A 15,438-nucleotide genomic window follows, 5' to 3' on the forward strand; every position below is an offset into this window, starting at 1 on the left:
ACAATTCCTTTGAAACAAACATTCATTCTTTCTCCAATTTTCTTAATAACCATACTATTTAGTCTTGGCTGCACTTCAAAAGTTGAAGAAACAAAAACCCCTGCACTTTTTGATTCCAAAAGAGAAGCTGAAAAAGCTGCTAAAAGTTTTAATTGCACTGGAGCGCATAAGATGGGAAATAAGTGGATGCCTTGCGCAACTCATGAAGCTCATGAAAATTCTCATGACAAGAACAAAAAGGATCACAATCACCACCATCATCATTAATTCTTAAATGAAGGATTCAGAAAATACTAATCAGAATAAAACTGATGGTCCCGCACATTGCGGTAGTAAGCCAAAGAAAATTGCAATTGGAATAGCTCCGCTTGGATACATATCAATTGGAATAGTCCCCATGGGTATTGTCACCATAGGAATTGTGCCAATGGGAGTAGTCTCTTTTGGCGTAGTTGCAATGGGAGTAATAAATGCCTCCATAGTTGGAATGGGTGTTTTCTCTGCTGGAATTACAACGATGGGATTAAAAGTTTGGACTCCTATAGGACCTAACATTGAACAAAGCACTAAACAAAATAATTCTTCAGATTCAATGAATATTTATGCATATCCCACAAAAGCCAAAGCTATTGAAGAAGCGAAAAAACTTGGATGCAAGGGGATTCATAAAATGGGTGATTTATGGATGCCATGCGCAACACATGGTTTAAATAAATAAAAAAGAGGCTTTAAAACCTCTTTTTAGAAAGGAGGAGAGTTAGAGGATATATCTTTTAAATCAATATTCAATAATAGTAGATTTCTTGTTGGTCCTAAGGAATGTGAAATTACTGGCATAACTTGGAGTTCTGATAAGAAGACAATGTTTGTAGGTGTACAACATCCTGGAGAAAAAAATCCAGATAGTTGTCATTTCCCTGATGGAGGTAATAGCGTTCCAAGGTCTACAGTTATTGCCATCACAAGAAATAATGGAAGAGCAATTGGATAATGTATAAAACAAAAAAATTAGGCTGATAACATGAATATATTTGGTGTTGGAATTCCAGAAATTGCTGTAATTTTTGTTTTAGCTCTTTTAATATTTGGACCTAAAAAGCTACCAGAACTAGGACGTTCAATTGGAAAAACATTGAAAAGCTTGCAACAAGCTTCAGGAGAGTTTCAAAAAGAAATTGAGAAGGCAGTTAAAGAAACTGACGAAGAAGTAATAAATGATGGTTCTGAAGTTTTTTCAGACAATAGTTTAATAACTGCCAATATTGATGAGGATGAAGATGATGACGATTAAAGTCAATTAAATCGTTTTTTTAAGATACATTAGCCATCTAAACAAAATAGTTTTCATCATTTTCCTCAATACTTGTTTCGACCCATTCAGGCGGATAGTCGCCAAGTTTGACATATTGATAAAGCTTATCTAGATCTGGATCGTAATAAGTGTCATTGATTTTTGGATCTTTGATTACTTTACTTGGATGCATAAATAAAATCTGATTTATAAAAGTGAATTTTTAAAATCATTTATTGCTTTAAATGGTTTGTCTTCAATATTTAAGGCGTGAAAATAAAGAAGACTTTTAAAAGTTAAGATGCCAAGATTAAGGAAAAATTAATTAAAAAATAAATTTGTTTAAAACAATTTCACTCATAATTGTTTAGCAAGTAATCCCTAAAAAGAAATTTTATCTAAAGACAAAATATCTTGTACTTTAACCGTATTTAGCTGATCATTATTTTCTAGATTTTTATACAATCTTCTTGATTGGGGTGATTTAAGTGCGTTATTGTAATTTTCAATAAATTCCGAATCATCCAAAATAGATTTATCTTTACTTTTGAATCTTTCTTTCTGGATATTTTTTAAATTTCCAATCTCTTTTGTTTGAGCATCACGATTGCGTGGAGGAAAATTTTCTAATTTCATTATTAAATTTTGTTTTTTATATCTCCAAACCTTAAAGCGTTAAAGTAATGCAGATTCCTGAATTTTAATTTCCACTGTTTAAGAGAGATTTAAGTTGGCAATAAATTTTTTTTAAACAACTTTAATTGATCAAAACTGTTTTAACCCCCCTTACCCATTATCACTTTCCTAAAAAGGAAATTTGATGGATAATGAACCTAGAATTGAGCATTTTCAGCATTCTGTTCACACACCGTTCACACATTGTAATTTTCTTATAACTAATTGATATGACTGAAATTAATTACTGGCTAATGAAGAGTGAGCCTGATGCGTACAGCATAGATAATTTAAAAAATGACGGGATAACTTTATGGGACGGCATAAGAAATTATCAAGCTCGGAATTTCATGAGAAATATGAACATAGGAGATAAAGTATTTTTCTATCATTCAAACTGCAAACCCCCAGGTATTGTTGGACTTATGGAGGTGATAAGTCTAAAAATTGTTGATCCTACGCAATTTGATAAAGCTTCAAAGTATTTTGACCCAAAATCAAAGCCTAATAATCCTAGATGGGATTGTGTAAAAGTAAAATATATATCTAAGTCAAATAAGATGCTAAGTTTGCCTGAATTAAAGGCTTTATTTAGTGAAGATGAGTTATTAGTTGTTAAAAAAGGTAATAGGTTATCTATATTACCTATCCGAAATGATATAGCAAAATCACTACTAGAAAAAATATAATTAAATTTTCAGTTCTTAAAGTTCATCGAAAACATATTTCCAATATAAAGTCTTGTTAGATTTCTATTTTGAAATCCTTTTTGAATCAAAAATCCTGCAATAGCAGCTTGTAGAATCCTGTATTGATCCCAGTTAGGATGTTCCTCAACAAATTCTTTCATAGCCTTTTGGAGATGTTCTTGAAGTTCACATTTGAAACTAATTACTTCATCGTCCTGATTTGAAATTATTGGATTTACATTGTAATTTAACTTTTGCATTTTCAAAAAAAATTTTGTTGAATTTAAATCTTCAAGATCCAGTTTTCTTTAAAATCACAAAATCGTCAACAAGTATTAATTGGAAGCAGTCTCAGTTAATAGAATAATGAGAATTCAGTCATAAAAGGGGGGATCATAGAAATTATTTTTTTTTTTAAAAATCCTACTTTAATATGAAGAATTATATACAATCAAAAGTTTTCCACACACTTCAGATGATTAAATATTTTTGAAAAAATAGTTGTGGAAAAGTTGTGAATTCTTTTTTTAGACACGGGGAAATATTTTCTAAAATTTCCAATTTTATTTATCTTTTAATCCATTGATTCCCACATTTTTTTTATTTCATAAAATAAATTTTGTGCTATTGGTATCGGCCAATACATTTCGAAAGATCTAGTTTGGTTTTGACTTTCAAAAACAAACCTTAAACTCCATTCATTCTTGTTCCCTTTTAACTCAATATACCAAGGCAGTTGTTCTAATTCTAAGGTGATAGACTCCTCATCCATTAATTCATTCTTGATGCCTAATAGTTGTTCATTAATTCTTAGAAGTAAAATATAAAGTGAATAAAATTCACTTTTCTGTAACTCAATTGACCAATTATCCACACCAATTAAAAAGCAGAATTTGCCTTTTGTAAAATCTCTATATAATCTCCATCTTTTTTGCTCTTTTATCAAAGCTAACCAGGAAGTAAATCTGGTTGGTCTTGTTCATCGCTTAGTTCAATAATTGACCTTTGAACAGGTTTAATAGTTGACTCTTCTAGCAACCCATCAAAATCATCAAAACGTCTTTGTTTAGCTCTGAAAGCAATTCTCACTGTAGTTAAGTATCTATTAGTTGATTTTCTAATTAAGCTCTCACCTCTTTTGGCAAGATCATTAGAATCAATTCCAGCATTATTGGATACGTTCATTAAAAATTTTTTTTAATATATTATGTATCTTACAGTTTATTGGAACGATTCAAAATATAAATTACAAAAAGAACTTAATTGATTCAAAAAATTCATATGGAAGAAAATTTATCTGGAACTCTTGCTATTGATCTAGGAAATACTAATACCGTAGTCGCTTTTCAAGATGAAAAAGATATAAACACTATATTAGTTGAAATCCCGAATATTACATCATCTCCTGGAGTTATCCCTACAGCAGTTTGGTTCGAGAAACCTTCAGAAATTTTGAAAATTGGTGACAGTGCTTTAAAGATGATAAATAGCTCTAATTCAGAATTATTTTTTCATTCGAATTTTAAAAGATTAATTGGAAATCCTGTTGAAAAAATTAATCAGAAAAATATTTTAAGCCCTACTGAATGTGGCGAAAAATTTTTTAAATTTTTGTGGGCAAACATTCCTCAAAAATATAAAATTAAGAGACTTGTTTTAACTGCTCCTATTGACACATACAAGGGTTACAGAGAATGGTTAGTTAACCTTTGTGAGGAAATATCTGTAGATGAAATAGCGCTAGTTGATGAACCTACTGCCGCAAGTTTAGGGATAAATGTACCATTTGGCTCGAAAATTATGACACTAGATATTGGAGGAAGCACAATAGATATGAATATAGTCAAAATAGAAGGGGGAGAAGGTAAATCTGATCCTATAGCTGAATTATTAAAATTTAAAGGAAATAATGTAAGTTCAATTTCAAAACAAAAAGTAAGATGTGCTGAAATCATTAGTAAAAGTGGCTCGAAAATTGGTGGTAAAGATATTGATCAATGGATTGTTGATTTTTTTATACCTGATAATAAATATCCAATTAATCTTTTAAAGGCAGAAGTAATTAAATGTAAACTAAGTTCATCTGCAATTAAAGATGACAATAAATATCCAACAAAACTTTTAACTGAAGGACATCAAGAAAAAGAATTTTTCCTAAGTAGAGAAACCTTTGAGAAAATTATTATTGAGAATAATCTTCTTAATCACCTTAACTCCTTACTTAAAGATTTATTAAATGAAGCAAGAGGCAAATATTGCACAGTAGATGATTTAAGTGCAATCATTTTGGTTGGAGGGGGTACTCAAATACCATTAATTAAAGAATGGATAGCAAAAAAGATTCCAAAAATTCATATAAAGTCGCCACCTCCAATTGAATCAATAGCATTAGGAGCTTTAGCAATGACTCCAGGAGTAAAAATTAAAGATATCTTAAACAAAGGATTATCAATAAGGTTATTAAATAAAAGAGAACAAACACACTTCTGGCATCCAATTTTTTGCAAAGGCCAAACATGGCCTACTGAAAACCCATTTAAATTAATTCTTCAAGCCAGTAAAATTAATCAGAAAATATTTGAAATAATTATTGGAGAAACAAAAAAAGACAGGGAGTATGATGTGATTTTTGAAAATGGATTACCAAAATTATCCGAGATTCAAAGTGAAGAAGAAATTATTAGATGGGACAAAAAACCACTCAAAATCTTACTAAAAAATAGTTCTAATATTGGAGAAGATAACTTAATACTTTTCTTCAAAATCAACAAAAAAGCTGATTTGCTAGTTAAGTGTTTTGATATTCAAGATGAATTTTTAGGGGAATATAATTTAGGAAATATCTACTAACTTATAGCTATTCAAGAAAAACTCCTTCTTCATTATCAACATTATTAAGACGTAAACTAATACTTTCATTTTTACTAGTTGGAACTCTTTTACCGCAAAAATCCGGTTGAATAGGTAATTCCCTATGACCTCTATCTACCATGACTAATAACATCACTCTTTGAGGTCTTCCCCATGAATAAAGAGCATCAATTGCAGCTCTAATTGTTCTCCCTGTAAAAATAACGTCATCTATCAAGAGAATTTCTTGTTTCTCAATTGGGGTTGGAATATCAGTTGCTTTTATTAGCCTAGTTCCAACTCTATTTTGATCATCTCTATAAAAGGTTGGATCAATTGTTCCTTTTCTTATTTTTAGACCTGTTTTACAGAATAATTCTTTTTCTAGAACTTCTGCTATATCAATTCCTCTAGTAGGAATACCTACCAAAATTAGGTTATCTAGGTTTTTTACTTTTTCAATAATTTCGGAAGTTAAACGTGAAAGGGTTTTTCTAAGCTCAACTTCAGTAAGTATTACGACCCTTTTTGTTTTATTGGACATGATTTATCAATAAATAAAATTCGTTCAATATTTTTATAAATTAGCAAAAGCTAACTATGTTAAATATAAATTGTTAAAGAGTAAGGTTTAAAGCTAGATTGAAGATTAGATCACTTAAATTAGACTTGATCTAAATATGTCAAAGATTAGGAGCAAAAGTATAAATAAATTAAGTAAGCCTCAGAGTCCTGTAGTTCTTGCAATACTAGATGGATGGGGGTATCGAGAAGCAATATCCGACAATGCCATAAAAAGTGCTAAAACACCAATCATGGATTCATTATGGCATGCATACCCTCACACTCTTATAAGCGCTAGTGGTTCTGAGGTAGGCCTTCCAGATGGTCAAATGGGCAACTCAGAGGTGGGGCACCTTACTATTGGTTCGGGAAGAATAATCCAACAAGAACTTGTAAGGATTTCAAATGTTGTAAAAAATAATCAGTTATGCATAGTCAATGAGTTAAAGGAGATGGCTGATTCATTAAAGAGAAATAAATCTACTTTGCATATTACGGGATTATGTTCTGATGGAGGCGTACATAGTCATATTGATCATTTATTGGGTTTAATAAAATGGGCATCTGATAATGGCATCAAAAAAGTAGCAATTCATATTATTACTGATGGAAGAGATACTCCGGCAAAAAGTGCATCTAAATATCTAAACCAAATAGAGTCATGCATAAAAAAATTCGATACAGGGGAAATAGCCTCTATATGCGGAAGATACTGGATAATGGATAGAAATCTTTTATGGGATAGAACAGAAAAAGCATATGCTAATTTGACTGATCCAGATATTAAAGTGAGCAATATCTCTCCTCAGGATTACATAAAACAAAGTTATGACAAAAATATAACTGATGAATTTATTGAGCCCATACGAATATCTGAAAACTATCTTAAAGATGGAGATAGTTTAATTTGCTTTAATTTTCGTCCAGACAGAGCAAGACAAATCATCAAATCCCTTTCAGAAAAGAAATTCTCAGACTTTAAAAGAAAAGTCGTTCCAAATTTAGATTTAGTTACTTTTACTCAATATGACCAAAATTTTTCAGTTAAAGTAGCGTTTCCTCCTGAGTCTCTTAATAATTTTATCGGCCAAATAGTTTCAGAAAATGGCCTCAAGCAATACAGAACAGCAGAAACAGAAAAATATCCTCATGTAACATATTTCTTTAATGGAGGAGTAGAAATTCCTTTACCAGGTGAAGAAAGGCATTTAATTCCATCTCCAAGAGTTGCAACCTATGATATGGAACCCGAAATGTCTGCAGAAGAATTAACTATTAGTTGCTCTAAAGCTATAAAGAGTGGTGACTATGCTTTTGTCGTAATCAATTTTGCTAATCCTGATATGGTGGGTCATACAGGCAACATGAATGCAACAATAAAAGCTATAGAAACAGTCGATAAATGTATAGGTCAGATAGTTAATGCTACTGGAGAAATGGGTGGAAGCATTCTGATTACTGCTGATCATGGTAATGCAGAGGTAATGAAAGGTCCAGCAGGAGAACCATGGACGGCTCACACGATAAACAAAGTTCCCTTAATTTTTATTGAGGGTGAAAAAAGAAAAATCCCGAATATGGGAAATGAGATTTATTTAAGGGATAATGCTGGTTTAGCAGATATTGCACCAACTCTATTGCAATTATTAAATCTACCAATTCCAAAAGAGATGACAGGAAAATCCCTAATTAAAGAAATTGAATTAAAAGGTTATAATAAAGTCGTACAACACGTTTAAAGTTAATAAGAGATTTTCAAGCAATGATTCAAGTTTTAAGTTGGATATGGGTATTTTCTGGAGTACTTCTCATTCTCTTAGTTTTACTTCATAGTCCCAAAGGTGATGGAATGGGAGGAATAGCTGCCAGTGGAAGCTCCATGTTCAATAGCGCAAGTAGTGCAGAAGCCTCTCTTAACAAAATAACGTGGACGTTTTTAGTTATATTTTTGTCACTGGCAATTATTCTTAGCGCTGGTTGGATTTCATAATAATTGAATAAAAAAGAGAGATCATTCAAAATGATCTCTCTTTAAAAAGTTAATTTATTAACTAATATTTAGTTAATAATCAAAGTCACCACCCATACCTGGAGCGCCTCCAGGAGTAGCTGCATCTTTTTTCTCAGGTAAATCTGCAACTATACATTCAGTGGTTAAAACCATTCCTGCAATTGAAGCTGCATTTTGTAATCCTGAACGTGTAACTTTTGCAGGATCAACAATACCAGCGGAGGACATATCAACGTATTCCCCAGTAGCAGCGTTAAATCCATCATTAAATGGCTTAGATTTTACATTTTCAGCAATCACAGCACCATTAGAACCAGCATTTTCTGCAATTCTCATAAGAGGAGCCGTCAATGAAGCTTCAACAATGTTAGCTCCAATTAATTCCTCTCCTTCTAAATTTTTATCAGCCCATTCTTTTAAAATAGGAGATAAATGAGCGAGAGTTGTTCCGCCTCCAGGTACAATTCCTTCTTCAACAGCTGCTTTTGTTGCGTTAATAGCATCCTCAAGACGAAGCTTTTTATCCTTCATCTCAGTTTCAGTAGCAGCCCCAACCTTAATTACTGCAACTCCTCCAGCTAACTTGGCTAGACGTTCTTGAAGCTTTTCTTTATCGTACGAAGAATCGGTTTCATCCATTTGCTTCTTAATTTGATCACATCTAGCTTTAACTGCTTGCTCATTACCTTCAGCTACAATAGTTGTAGTTTCTTTATTGATAGTTATTCTTCTACCAGTTCCAAGCATATCTAAGGTAGCATTCTCTAATTTCAAGCCTGCATCTTCAGTAATAAGTTGTCCATTAGTTAAAACTGCCATATCTTCAAGCATGGCTTTTCTTCTATCACCAAATCCAGGCGCTTTTACTGCAGCAACATTTAACACACCTCGTAATCTATTAACAACAAGAGTTGCTAAAGCCTCTTTTTCAATATCTTCTGCAATAATGACTAGTGGTTTACCTGTTTTAGCTATTTGTTCCAAAACAGGAACTAAATCTTGAACTAAGGCAATTTTTTTATCAGTCAGAAGGATATAAGGTTCATCTAAAACAGCCTCCATTCTCTCAGTGTCTGTTGCGAAATATGGTGAAATGTAGCCTTTATCAAAACGCATCCCCTCAGTAACTTCTAATTCAGTAGTCATTGATTTTCCTTCTTCTAAGGAAATAACACCTTCTTTTCCAACTTTATCCATAGCATTGGCTATCATTTGACCTACTTCGTCGTCGTTTCCAGCAGCAATAGTTCCACATTGAGCTATAGCGTTACTATCACTTATAGGCTTGGAATTCTCTTGAATTTTACCAACTAGAAATTCAGTCGCTTTATCAATACCTTTTTTCAAGGTGATTGCATTAGCTCCTGCCGCAACGTTTCTCAACCCTGCTTTAACCATTGCATGTGCCAAAACGGTAGCTGTAGTAGTACCATCTCCAGCTGCATCATTAGTTTTTGAAGCTGCTTGTCTGATTAAAGCAACCCCTGTGTTTTCAATGTGGTCCTCTAATTCAATCTCCTTAGCGATTGTGACACCATCATTAATAATTTGTGGAGCACCAAATTTTTTTTCTAAGACAACATTTCTTCCTTTTGGTCCAAGCGTTACAGCAACAGACTCAGCAAGGATATCGATTCCTCTCTCGAGCGCTCTACGAGCTTGCTCATTGTAAATAATTCTTTTAGCCATGTTTAGGCAGCAATTTAGTAATAAGTTTTAATAATTTTTGAAACAAATATTTTAGCCTACTACAGCTAAAATATCCTTTTCCGAGAGCAAGACATATTCATCTCCTCCCAATTTAATGTCTGTTCCAGCATATTTGCTGTATAAGACTTTATCGCCAATACTCACTTCTGGAGTTTGTCGAGAACCATCGTCATTAAGTTTGCCAGGGCCCACCTGAGCAACTTCTCCTACCTGTGGTTTTTCTTTAGCTGAATCAGGCAAAAGAATGCCCCCAGCAGTTTTTTCCTCAGATGCGGAAACTTTAATAAATATTCTATCTCCCAGTGGTTTTACTGTAGAGACTGTAAGTGAAACAGCTGCCATAGATTAATGGAGGATCATGATTGAGACGCTTTGCGTCATAAAAATGGAAAGAGCAGCACTCGATCCGTATCTTCAACAACATAATCTGAGAAGCGGCAATTAAACCATAGTTAAACTGTGCGGGTGGCCGAACCCATTTAACGAATCTACCCATTAAGTGGTAGTATTTTCGGATTATGAGCTGTTTAAAATCAGCTAATCATCACCAATCAATAAAAAATGGTAGCAACTCCATCAACTTCTTCACAAACTAAAGGCGTAGTACGTCAGGTAATTGGCCCAGTTCTAGATGTAGAATTTCCAGCTGGTAAATTGCCCAAAATATTAAATGCTTTAAGAATTGAAGCAAAAAATCCTGCTGGACAAGAAATAGCGCTCACTGCTGAGGTCCAACAGCTCCTTGGTGATCATAGAGTCAGGGCAGTGGCAATGAGTGGCACAGACGGCCTTGTAAGGGGTATGGAGGCAGTCGACACAGGTGCCCCAATATCTGTACCGGTAGGAGAAGCAACCTTAGGAAGAATATTTAATGTTTTAGGAGAACCAGTAGATGAACAAGGTCCAGTAAAAACTAAAGATACTGCGCCAATTCATAGAGCTGCTCCAAAGTTAACTGACCTAGAAACTAAGCCAAAAGTGTTTGAAACCGGAATTAAAGTTATCGACCTTTTAGCTCCTTACAGACAAGGAGGAAAAGTCGGATTATTTGGAGGCGCTGGTGTTGGGAAGACTGTTCTTATTCAAGAGTTAATAAATAACATTGCAAAGGAACATGGTGGAGTTTCTGTTTTTGGCGGCGTAGGAGAAAGAACCAGAGAAGGGAACGATTTATATGAAGAATTTAAAGAATCAGGGGTTATCAATGCTGATGATTTAACTCAATCAAAAGTTGCCTTATGTTTTGGACAGATGAATGAGCCACCTGGTGCAAGAATGAGAGTAGGCTTATCAGCACTTACAATGGCCGAACATTTTAGAGATGTAAATAAACAAGACGTTCTACTTTTTGTTGATAACATTTTTAGATTTGTTCAAGCTGGTTCTGAAGTATCGGCTTTACTTGGAAGAATGCCTTCAGCTGTTGGGTACCAACCAACTCTTGGGACTGATGTTGGTGAATTGCAAGAGAGGATTACATCTACATTAGAAGGCTCAATAACATCTATTCAGGCTGTTTATGTACCTGCAGATGATCTAACTGATCCTGCTCCAGCAACAACCTTTGCACATTTAGACGCTACTACTGTGCTTGCAAGAGCTCTTGCAGCTAAGGGAATTTATCCCGCAGTTGACCCATTAGACTCAACAAGTACTATGCTTCAACCATCAGTTGTTGGCGATGAGCATTACAAAACAGCCAGAGCGGTTCAATCAACTTTGCAAAGATATAAAGAATTACAAGACATTATTGCAATTCTTGGTTTGGATGAGCTTTCTGAAGAGGATAGATTAACAGTTGACAGGGCTAGAAAAATTGAAAAATTCCTTTCCCAACCTTTCTTCGTAGCAGAAATATTTACTGGGATGTCAGGTAAATACGTCAAATTAGAAGAAACCATAGCTGGTTTCAACATGATTTTGTCAGGCGAATTAGATGATTTACCAGAACAGGCATTTTACTTGGTTGGTAACATTGATGAAGTCAAAGCAAAGGCTGAAAAACTAAAGTCAGAAAAATAAATACCTAAAATATTTTTTTAACCTTCAATAATTTTAAATTAATGCCAATTTCTCTCAAAGTTTTAGCTCCTAACAAAAATGTTTATCAAGGCGAAGCTGAAGAAGTAATTCTTCCTAGTACTACTGGGCAACTGGGTGTACTTCCTGGACATATTTCTTTAGTTACAGCTATTGATATTGGCGTTTTAAGGCTAAGAATGAATTCCCAGTGGCAATCAATAGCTTTAATGGGTGGCTTCGCTGAAATTGAATCAGATGAAGTAATAGTTTTAGTAAACAACGCAGAAATTGGATCTGATATTGATGTTCAAAATGCTGAACAAGATCTCAAAGAAGCAAAATTAGTAATGACTAAATTTCCTGAAAATGAAAAAAATTCAGAGAAAATCAAAGCCCTTCAGGAGATTTCAAAGGCTGAGGCTAGAATACAAGCTGCAAAAAACTAATTTTTATGCAGTTCCACAAAAAGTTACTTCAGGAAACTTTAGCTTGGCTTCTTCTAATTTTTTAGTTTTACCCTCTTCTTGCCAATAATTAATTACTTCTGTCGCTTTATTCAATATTTCAACTCTCTCATTATCTGTAATCCACCCTTTATTCTCTAATTCGCTTTTTAATTTTTCCCAAGCATCATCTCTTGGCCAAAAATTATAAGCAGTGAGAGGGCTTGGGCCTCCCCCTACTATTTGATCAACAGCCAAAGCAACATTATCAGGTAACCATAATACTTTAATAATGAATCTTCCTTCATCGGGTTTAGGGGTATAACCAGTAGGTACTCCATCTTCATCAATTGTAGCCGCAGCCATTACAGCTGTAGCACCCATCATTCCTGAATTAGGAGAAGAATTTTTAGAATTTGAATCATCACTGTTTTTTGCTGTTTTTTCTGTTGAGTTTTGATTTAATTTATCTGATGAAGACATTCACTTTTTTATGTTCAATAATTAATTTATCAGTTTATGGTCACATTTTGATTTATTTATTCAAAATTTCTTGATTTTAATTATTGAAAATATTTAGACAGAATTTTATCTATCATGAGAAACATGATAAAAATCATAAATTGTAGCTTCCAGTGCATCCCAAAGATCTTTAGGAATATCGTTTTCTTCTGCAAACATACCAAGCTGACTAGCCAAACCTCTTGCTTGAGAAAGTTTCGAATCATATGAATCTGACTTATTCATTTTTGAATTTTAAACTTTATAAAAAATAAATCTATTAACTAGATAAGTCAAATTTTTAAAATTCTAAATCAGAAATTTCTTTAAGTGCAGCAATACTTAAAACTTCTGGATTTTTATCTTTGACTAAGACATCATCTTCAATTCTTATCCCAATGCCTTTCCATTTTTCATCAATCCTGGGTTGCCCTTCAGGAACTGGGATCCTGTCACTTATATAAATACCAGGTTCTACAGTAAGAACCATTCCATTCTGAAATGGCACTTCATATTCTCCCATTCTATATGCTCCAACATCATGAACATCTAAGCCAAGCCAATGACCAGTTCTATGCATGTAAAGGTGTTTATATGATTGATTCTCAATTATATCCTCAGTACTGCCTGACAATAAACCAATTTCTTTTAAGCCTTCTATTAAAATTGTTAAAGCAACATTATGCACAGTATTAGAATTTGATCCAATTGTGGCACTTTTAATTGCAGTTTTCTGAGCACTCAATACAATTTCATAAATGACTTTTTGTTCTTTTGAAAATTTACCGCTTATAGGAATAGTTCGTGTTATGTCTCCATTGTAATAATCAGTTAATGAACAGCCAGCATCTACCAACAATAAATCTCCTTTATTCAAGGGTGCGTTATTTGAGGTGTAATGCAAAATACATGCATTATCTCCTGAAGCAACAATAGAATTATAGGCAGGACCTCTCGCCCCTTTTTCCAAAAAGAATCCCTCTAAAAGACCCTGAATTTGTCTTTCATTTTTCTTGGATGAGATAGATTCTCTAACTAGTTCATGAGCTTCTGCGGAAATTTGTATAGCCTCTTTCATTCTCTTAATTTCAAATTCACTTTTAATTAATCTCATCTCATTTAAATAAATTTCTGGGGATTTTATAGAATTTGCACCAATGCCCAATCTTGAGATATTTTCCAGTTGTTGTGAAAATATCTCAAGTACTATTTTTTCAATCGATGCATGCTTACCAATTGAAAAGACAAGTTCATCAGAACCATTTATATAACCTGGAAGCAAATCTCTTAGTTCATTTATTGAGTGAGCCTTGTCGGCCTTAAATATTTTTTCAGCGCCTTCTAAACCCCATCTAAAGCCATGCCAAACCTCGCTAATAACATCTTTAGGAGCAACAAACAAAATAAATCTCTCTCCCTCTGGCTTATGAGATAAGAAAAGAGCGATAGCATCCGGCTCATCAAAACCAGTTAAATACCAAAAATTACTATCTTGTCTAAAAGGATATTCACAATCGGCATGATGTTTTACAAGATTAGCTCCAGGGATAATAGCAGCTTTACCATCTAATTTATTTAGGAAAATTTCTCTTCTTTCTTCAAAAACTTTATTGTCAGGTTTAAACATAAAATGTGTATTGGCGTATTTTAAAAAAAAATGGAAGAATGAATTAAAAAAGATTTATTTCCTAATCTATTTTAATGGAACCAAGTGTTTACGGTTTAATTTTACTTATAATTATCATTTTAATTGGATCAGCATGTTGTTCGGGAGTCGAAGCAGCTTTTTTAGCCGTAAATTCAATTAGAATTATAGAAATAGCCTCAAGACAAAAGCCAAAAAGTTCCGCAAATCAACTCCTTAAACTTAGGAAACATCTTGGAAGGACATTAACTGTAATTACTATTACTAATAATGGATTTAACATCATTGGAAGTCTAATTTTAGGTGTATACGGAGCATTGGTAATACATAGCAGTTATGGCTTAACCCTTTTTTCAATTGCTTTTTATATACTAGTTGTCTTAGTGGGAGAAGTACTACCCAAAGCTCTTGGTACAAGATTTTCAGTCCAAATAGCATTGTTATCCGTTCCAATCCTGAGAATATTAAATTCTTTAATGAAGCCGTTCTTAATATTAATAGAGCAAATATTTCCAGTTATTACCGCAGAAAATGAAATTTCAACTGATGAAGAAGAAATTAGGCAAATGGCAAAAATTGGTAGTCAGAAAGGTTTCATAGAAGCTGATGAGGCAGCAATGATATTTAAGGTTTTTCAATTAAATGATTTAAAAGCTAAAGATTTAATGATCCCAAGGGTATCAGCACCCTGTCTTGATGGGTCTTCGAATCTTGATGAAATTTCAAAACTAATAATGTCTGACAACTCTCCTTGGTGGGTTATTTTGGGAGATAAAGTTGACAAAATACAAGGGGTAGTTAAACGTGAAAGCATGTTAGCAGAATTAATAAATGGGGGAAATAAAAAATCATTATCAGAAATCTGCGAACCTGTCGAATATATTCCCGAAATGATTAAGGCAGATCAATTATTAACAAGATTTGACAAGAATCATAAAGGAGTAAAAGTAGTAGTAGATGAATTTGGGGGATTCGTGGGAATTATTGGTGCGGAAGCTGTGTTAGCTGTATTAGCTGGTTGGTGGAAAAAATAAATT

At 33.3% G+C, this 15,438-nt stretch carries 22 protein-coding genes; 11 read left to right on the plus strand and 11 right to left on the minus strand.

Annotated features, from left to right (window positions below):
* Window positions 1–9: 9 nt before the first annotated feature.
* From PMT9312_RS07830 to PMT9312_RS07840, 4 genes are all read left to right on the plus strand, one after another.
* On the plus strand, window positions 10–267 hold the full coding sequence (locus PMT9312_RS07830) for a DUF3721 domain-containing protein (RefSeq protein WP_011377059.1): 258 nt from the start codon (window positions 10–12) through the stop codon (window positions 265–267).
* A gap of 7 nt (window positions 268–274) precedes the next feature.
* A complete protein-coding gene (locus PMT9312_RS07835) occupies window positions 275–718 on the plus strand; it encodes a hypothetical protein (RefSeq protein ID WP_011377060.1) in 444 nt (147 codons plus the stop codon).
* Window positions 719–781: 63 nt separating this feature from the next.
* Window positions 782–991: an alkaline phosphatase PhoX gene (locus PMT9312_RS09515; protein WP_225866686.1), complete on the plus strand. Its 210-nt coding sequence runs from the start codon at window positions 782–784 to the stop codon at window positions 989–991.
* Between the two features lie 30 nt (window positions 992–1,021).
* Entirely contained in the window at window positions 1,022–1,291 is a 270-nt protein-coding gene (locus PMT9312_RS07840) for a TatA/E family twin arginine-targeting protein translocase (RefSeq protein WP_011377062.1), read from the plus strand.
* Window positions 1,292–1,328: 37 nt separating this feature from the next.
* Here PMT9312_RS07840 and PMT9312_RS09635 read toward each other — a convergent pair whose 3' ends face one another.
* Both PMT9312_RS09635 and PMT9312_RS07845 read right to left on the minus strand, forming a co-directional pair.
* On the minus strand, window positions 1,329–1,484 hold the full coding sequence (locus PMT9312_RS09635; RefSeq protein WP_155105306.1) for a hypothetical protein: 156 nt from the start codon (window positions 1,482–1,484) through the stop codon (window positions 1,329–1,331).
* Between the two features lie 188 nt (window positions 1,485–1,672).
* On the minus strand, window positions 1,673–1,927 hold the full coding sequence (locus PMT9312_RS07845) for a hypothetical protein (RefSeq protein WP_011377063.1): 255 nt from the start codon (window positions 1,925–1,927) through the stop codon (window positions 1,673–1,675).
* A gap of 269 nt (window positions 1,928–2,196) precedes the next feature.
* Here PMT9312_RS07845 and PMT9312_RS07850 point away from each other — a divergent pair, with 269 nt between their 5' ends.
* Complete coding sequence (locus tag PMT9312_RS07850) at window positions 2,197–2,655, plus strand: EVE domain-containing protein (RefSeq protein WP_011377064.1); 459 nt, start codon at window positions 2,197–2,199, stop codon at window positions 2,653–2,655.
* An 8-nt stretch (window positions 2,656–2,663) separates the two neighbouring features.
* Here the strand turns inward: PMT9312_RS07850 and PMT9312_RS07855 are convergent, their stop codons facing one another.
* The 3 genes from PMT9312_RS07855 to PMT9312_RS07865 form a co-directional block, all read right to left on the minus strand.
* Window positions 2,664–2,915, minus strand: coding sequence for a DUF2811 domain-containing protein (locus PMT9312_RS07855; protein WP_011377065.1), 252 nt, complete (start codon window positions 2,913–2,915; stop codon window positions 2,664–2,666).
* Between the two features lie 314 nt (window positions 2,916–3,229).
* Complete coding sequence (locus PMT9312_RS07860; RefSeq protein WP_011377066.1) at window positions 3,230–3,601, minus strand: DUF1818 family protein; 372 nt, start codon at window positions 3,599–3,601, stop codon at window positions 3,230–3,232.
* 2 nt (window positions 3,602–3,603) lie between these two features.
* Window positions 3,604–3,840, minus strand: coding sequence for a DNA-directed RNA polymerase subunit omega (locus tag PMT9312_RS07865; RefSeq protein WP_011377067.1), 237 nt, complete (start codon window positions 3,838–3,840; stop codon window positions 3,604–3,606).
* A gap of 96 nt (window positions 3,841–3,936) precedes the next feature.
* Here PMT9312_RS07865 and PMT9312_RS07870 point away from each other — a divergent pair, with 96 nt between their 5' ends.
* Window positions 3,937–5,505, plus strand: a complete 1,569-nt coding sequence (locus PMT9312_RS07870) for an Hsp70 family protein (protein WP_011377068.1) — start codon at window positions 3,937–3,939, stop codon at window positions 5,503–5,505.
* Window positions 5,506–5,512: 7 nt separating this feature from the next.
* Here the strand turns inward: PMT9312_RS07870 and pyrR are convergent, their stop codons facing one another.
* A complete protein-coding gene (gene pyrR, locus PMT9312_RS07875) occupies window positions 5,513–6,049 on the minus strand; it encodes a bifunctional pyr operon transcriptional regulator/uracil phosphoribosyltransferase PyrR (protein WP_011377069.1) in 537 nt (178 codons plus the stop codon).
* Window positions 6,050–6,185: 136 nt separating this feature from the next.
* Here pyrR and gpmI point away from each other — a divergent pair, with 136 nt between their 5' ends.
* Both gpmI and secG read left to right on the plus strand, forming a co-directional pair.
* Window positions 6,186–7,808, plus strand: a complete 1,623-nt coding sequence (gpmI, locus tag PMT9312_RS07880; RefSeq protein ID WP_011377070.1) for a 2,3-bisphosphoglycerate-independent phosphoglycerate mutase — start codon at window positions 6,186–6,188, stop codon at window positions 7,806–7,808.
* A gap of 23 nt (window positions 7,809–7,831) precedes the next feature.
* Window positions 7,832–8,059 (plus strand): preprotein translocase subunit SecG, encoded by a 228-nt coding sequence (gene secG / locus PMT9312_RS07885; RefSeq protein ID WP_011377071.1) that lies wholly within the window; start codon window positions 7,832–7,834, stop codon window positions 8,057–8,059.
* 72 nt (window positions 8,060–8,131) lie between these two features.
* Here secG and groL read toward each other — a convergent pair whose 3' ends face one another.
* The gene (groL, locus tag PMT9312_RS07890; protein ID WP_011377072.1) at window positions 8,132–9,769 is read right to left on the minus strand and encodes a chaperonin GroEL; all 1,638 of its coding nucleotides are present in this window, start codon (window positions 9,767–9,769) and stop codon (window positions 8,132–8,134) included.
* 51 nt (window positions 9,770–9,820) lie between these two features.
* Entirely contained in the window at window positions 9,821–10,132 is a 312-nt protein-coding gene (gene groES / locus PMT9312_RS07895) for a co-chaperone GroES (protein WP_011377073.1), read from the minus strand.
* 219 nt (window positions 10,133–10,351) lie between these two features.
* Here groES and atpD point away from each other — a divergent pair, with 219 nt between their 5' ends.
* Window positions 10,352–11,812, plus strand: coding sequence for a F0F1 ATP synthase subunit beta (atpD, locus tag PMT9312_RS07900; RefSeq protein WP_011377074.1), 1,461 nt, complete (start codon window positions 10,352–10,354; stop codon window positions 11,810–11,812).
* Window positions 11,813–11,853: 41 nt separating this feature from the next.
* Window positions 11,854–12,258: an ATP synthase F1 subunit epsilon gene (atpC, locus tag PMT9312_RS07905; protein ID WP_011377075.1), complete on the plus strand. Its 405-nt coding sequence runs from the start codon at window positions 11,854–11,856 to the stop codon at window positions 12,256–12,258.
* A gap of 3 nt (window positions 12,259–12,261) precedes the next feature.
* Here the strand turns inward: atpC and PMT9312_RS07910 are convergent, their stop codons facing one another.
* The 3 genes from PMT9312_RS07910 to PMT9312_RS07915 all read right to left on the minus strand — a co-directional run bounded on the left by PMT9312_RS07910 (window position 12,262) and on the right by PMT9312_RS07915 (window position 14,383).
* Window positions 12,262–12,738, minus strand: coding sequence for a 30S ribosomal protein PSRP-3 (locus PMT9312_RS07910; protein WP_011377076.1), 477 nt, complete (start codon window positions 12,736–12,738; stop codon window positions 12,262–12,264).
* Between the two features lie 105 nt (window positions 12,739–12,843).
* Window positions 12,844–13,002: a hypothetical protein gene (locus PMT9312_RS09945; RefSeq protein ID WP_011377077.1), complete on the minus strand. Its 159-nt coding sequence runs from the start codon at window positions 13,000–13,002 to the stop codon at window positions 12,844–12,846.
* 55 nt (window positions 13,003–13,057) lie between these two features.
* A complete protein-coding gene (locus PMT9312_RS07915; RefSeq protein ID WP_011377078.1) occupies window positions 13,058–14,383 on the minus strand; it encodes an aminopeptidase P N-terminal domain-containing protein in 1,326 nt (441 codons plus the stop codon).
* 74 nt (window positions 14,384–14,457) lie between these two features.
* Here PMT9312_RS07915 and PMT9312_RS07920 point away from each other — a divergent pair, with 74 nt between their 5' ends.
* Entirely contained in the window at window positions 14,458–15,435 is a 978-nt protein-coding gene (locus tag PMT9312_RS07920; protein ID WP_011377079.1) for a CNNM domain-containing protein, read from the plus strand.
* Window positions 15,436–15,438 lie beyond the last annotated feature (3 nt).

Origin of the sequence: Prochlorococcus marinus str. MIT 9312 (genome assembly GCF_000012645.1) — a bacterium.
Classification (GTDB): domain Bacteria; phylum Cyanobacteriota; class Cyanobacteriia; order PCC-6307; family Cyanobiaceae; genus Prochlorococcus_A; species Prochlorococcus_A marinus_L.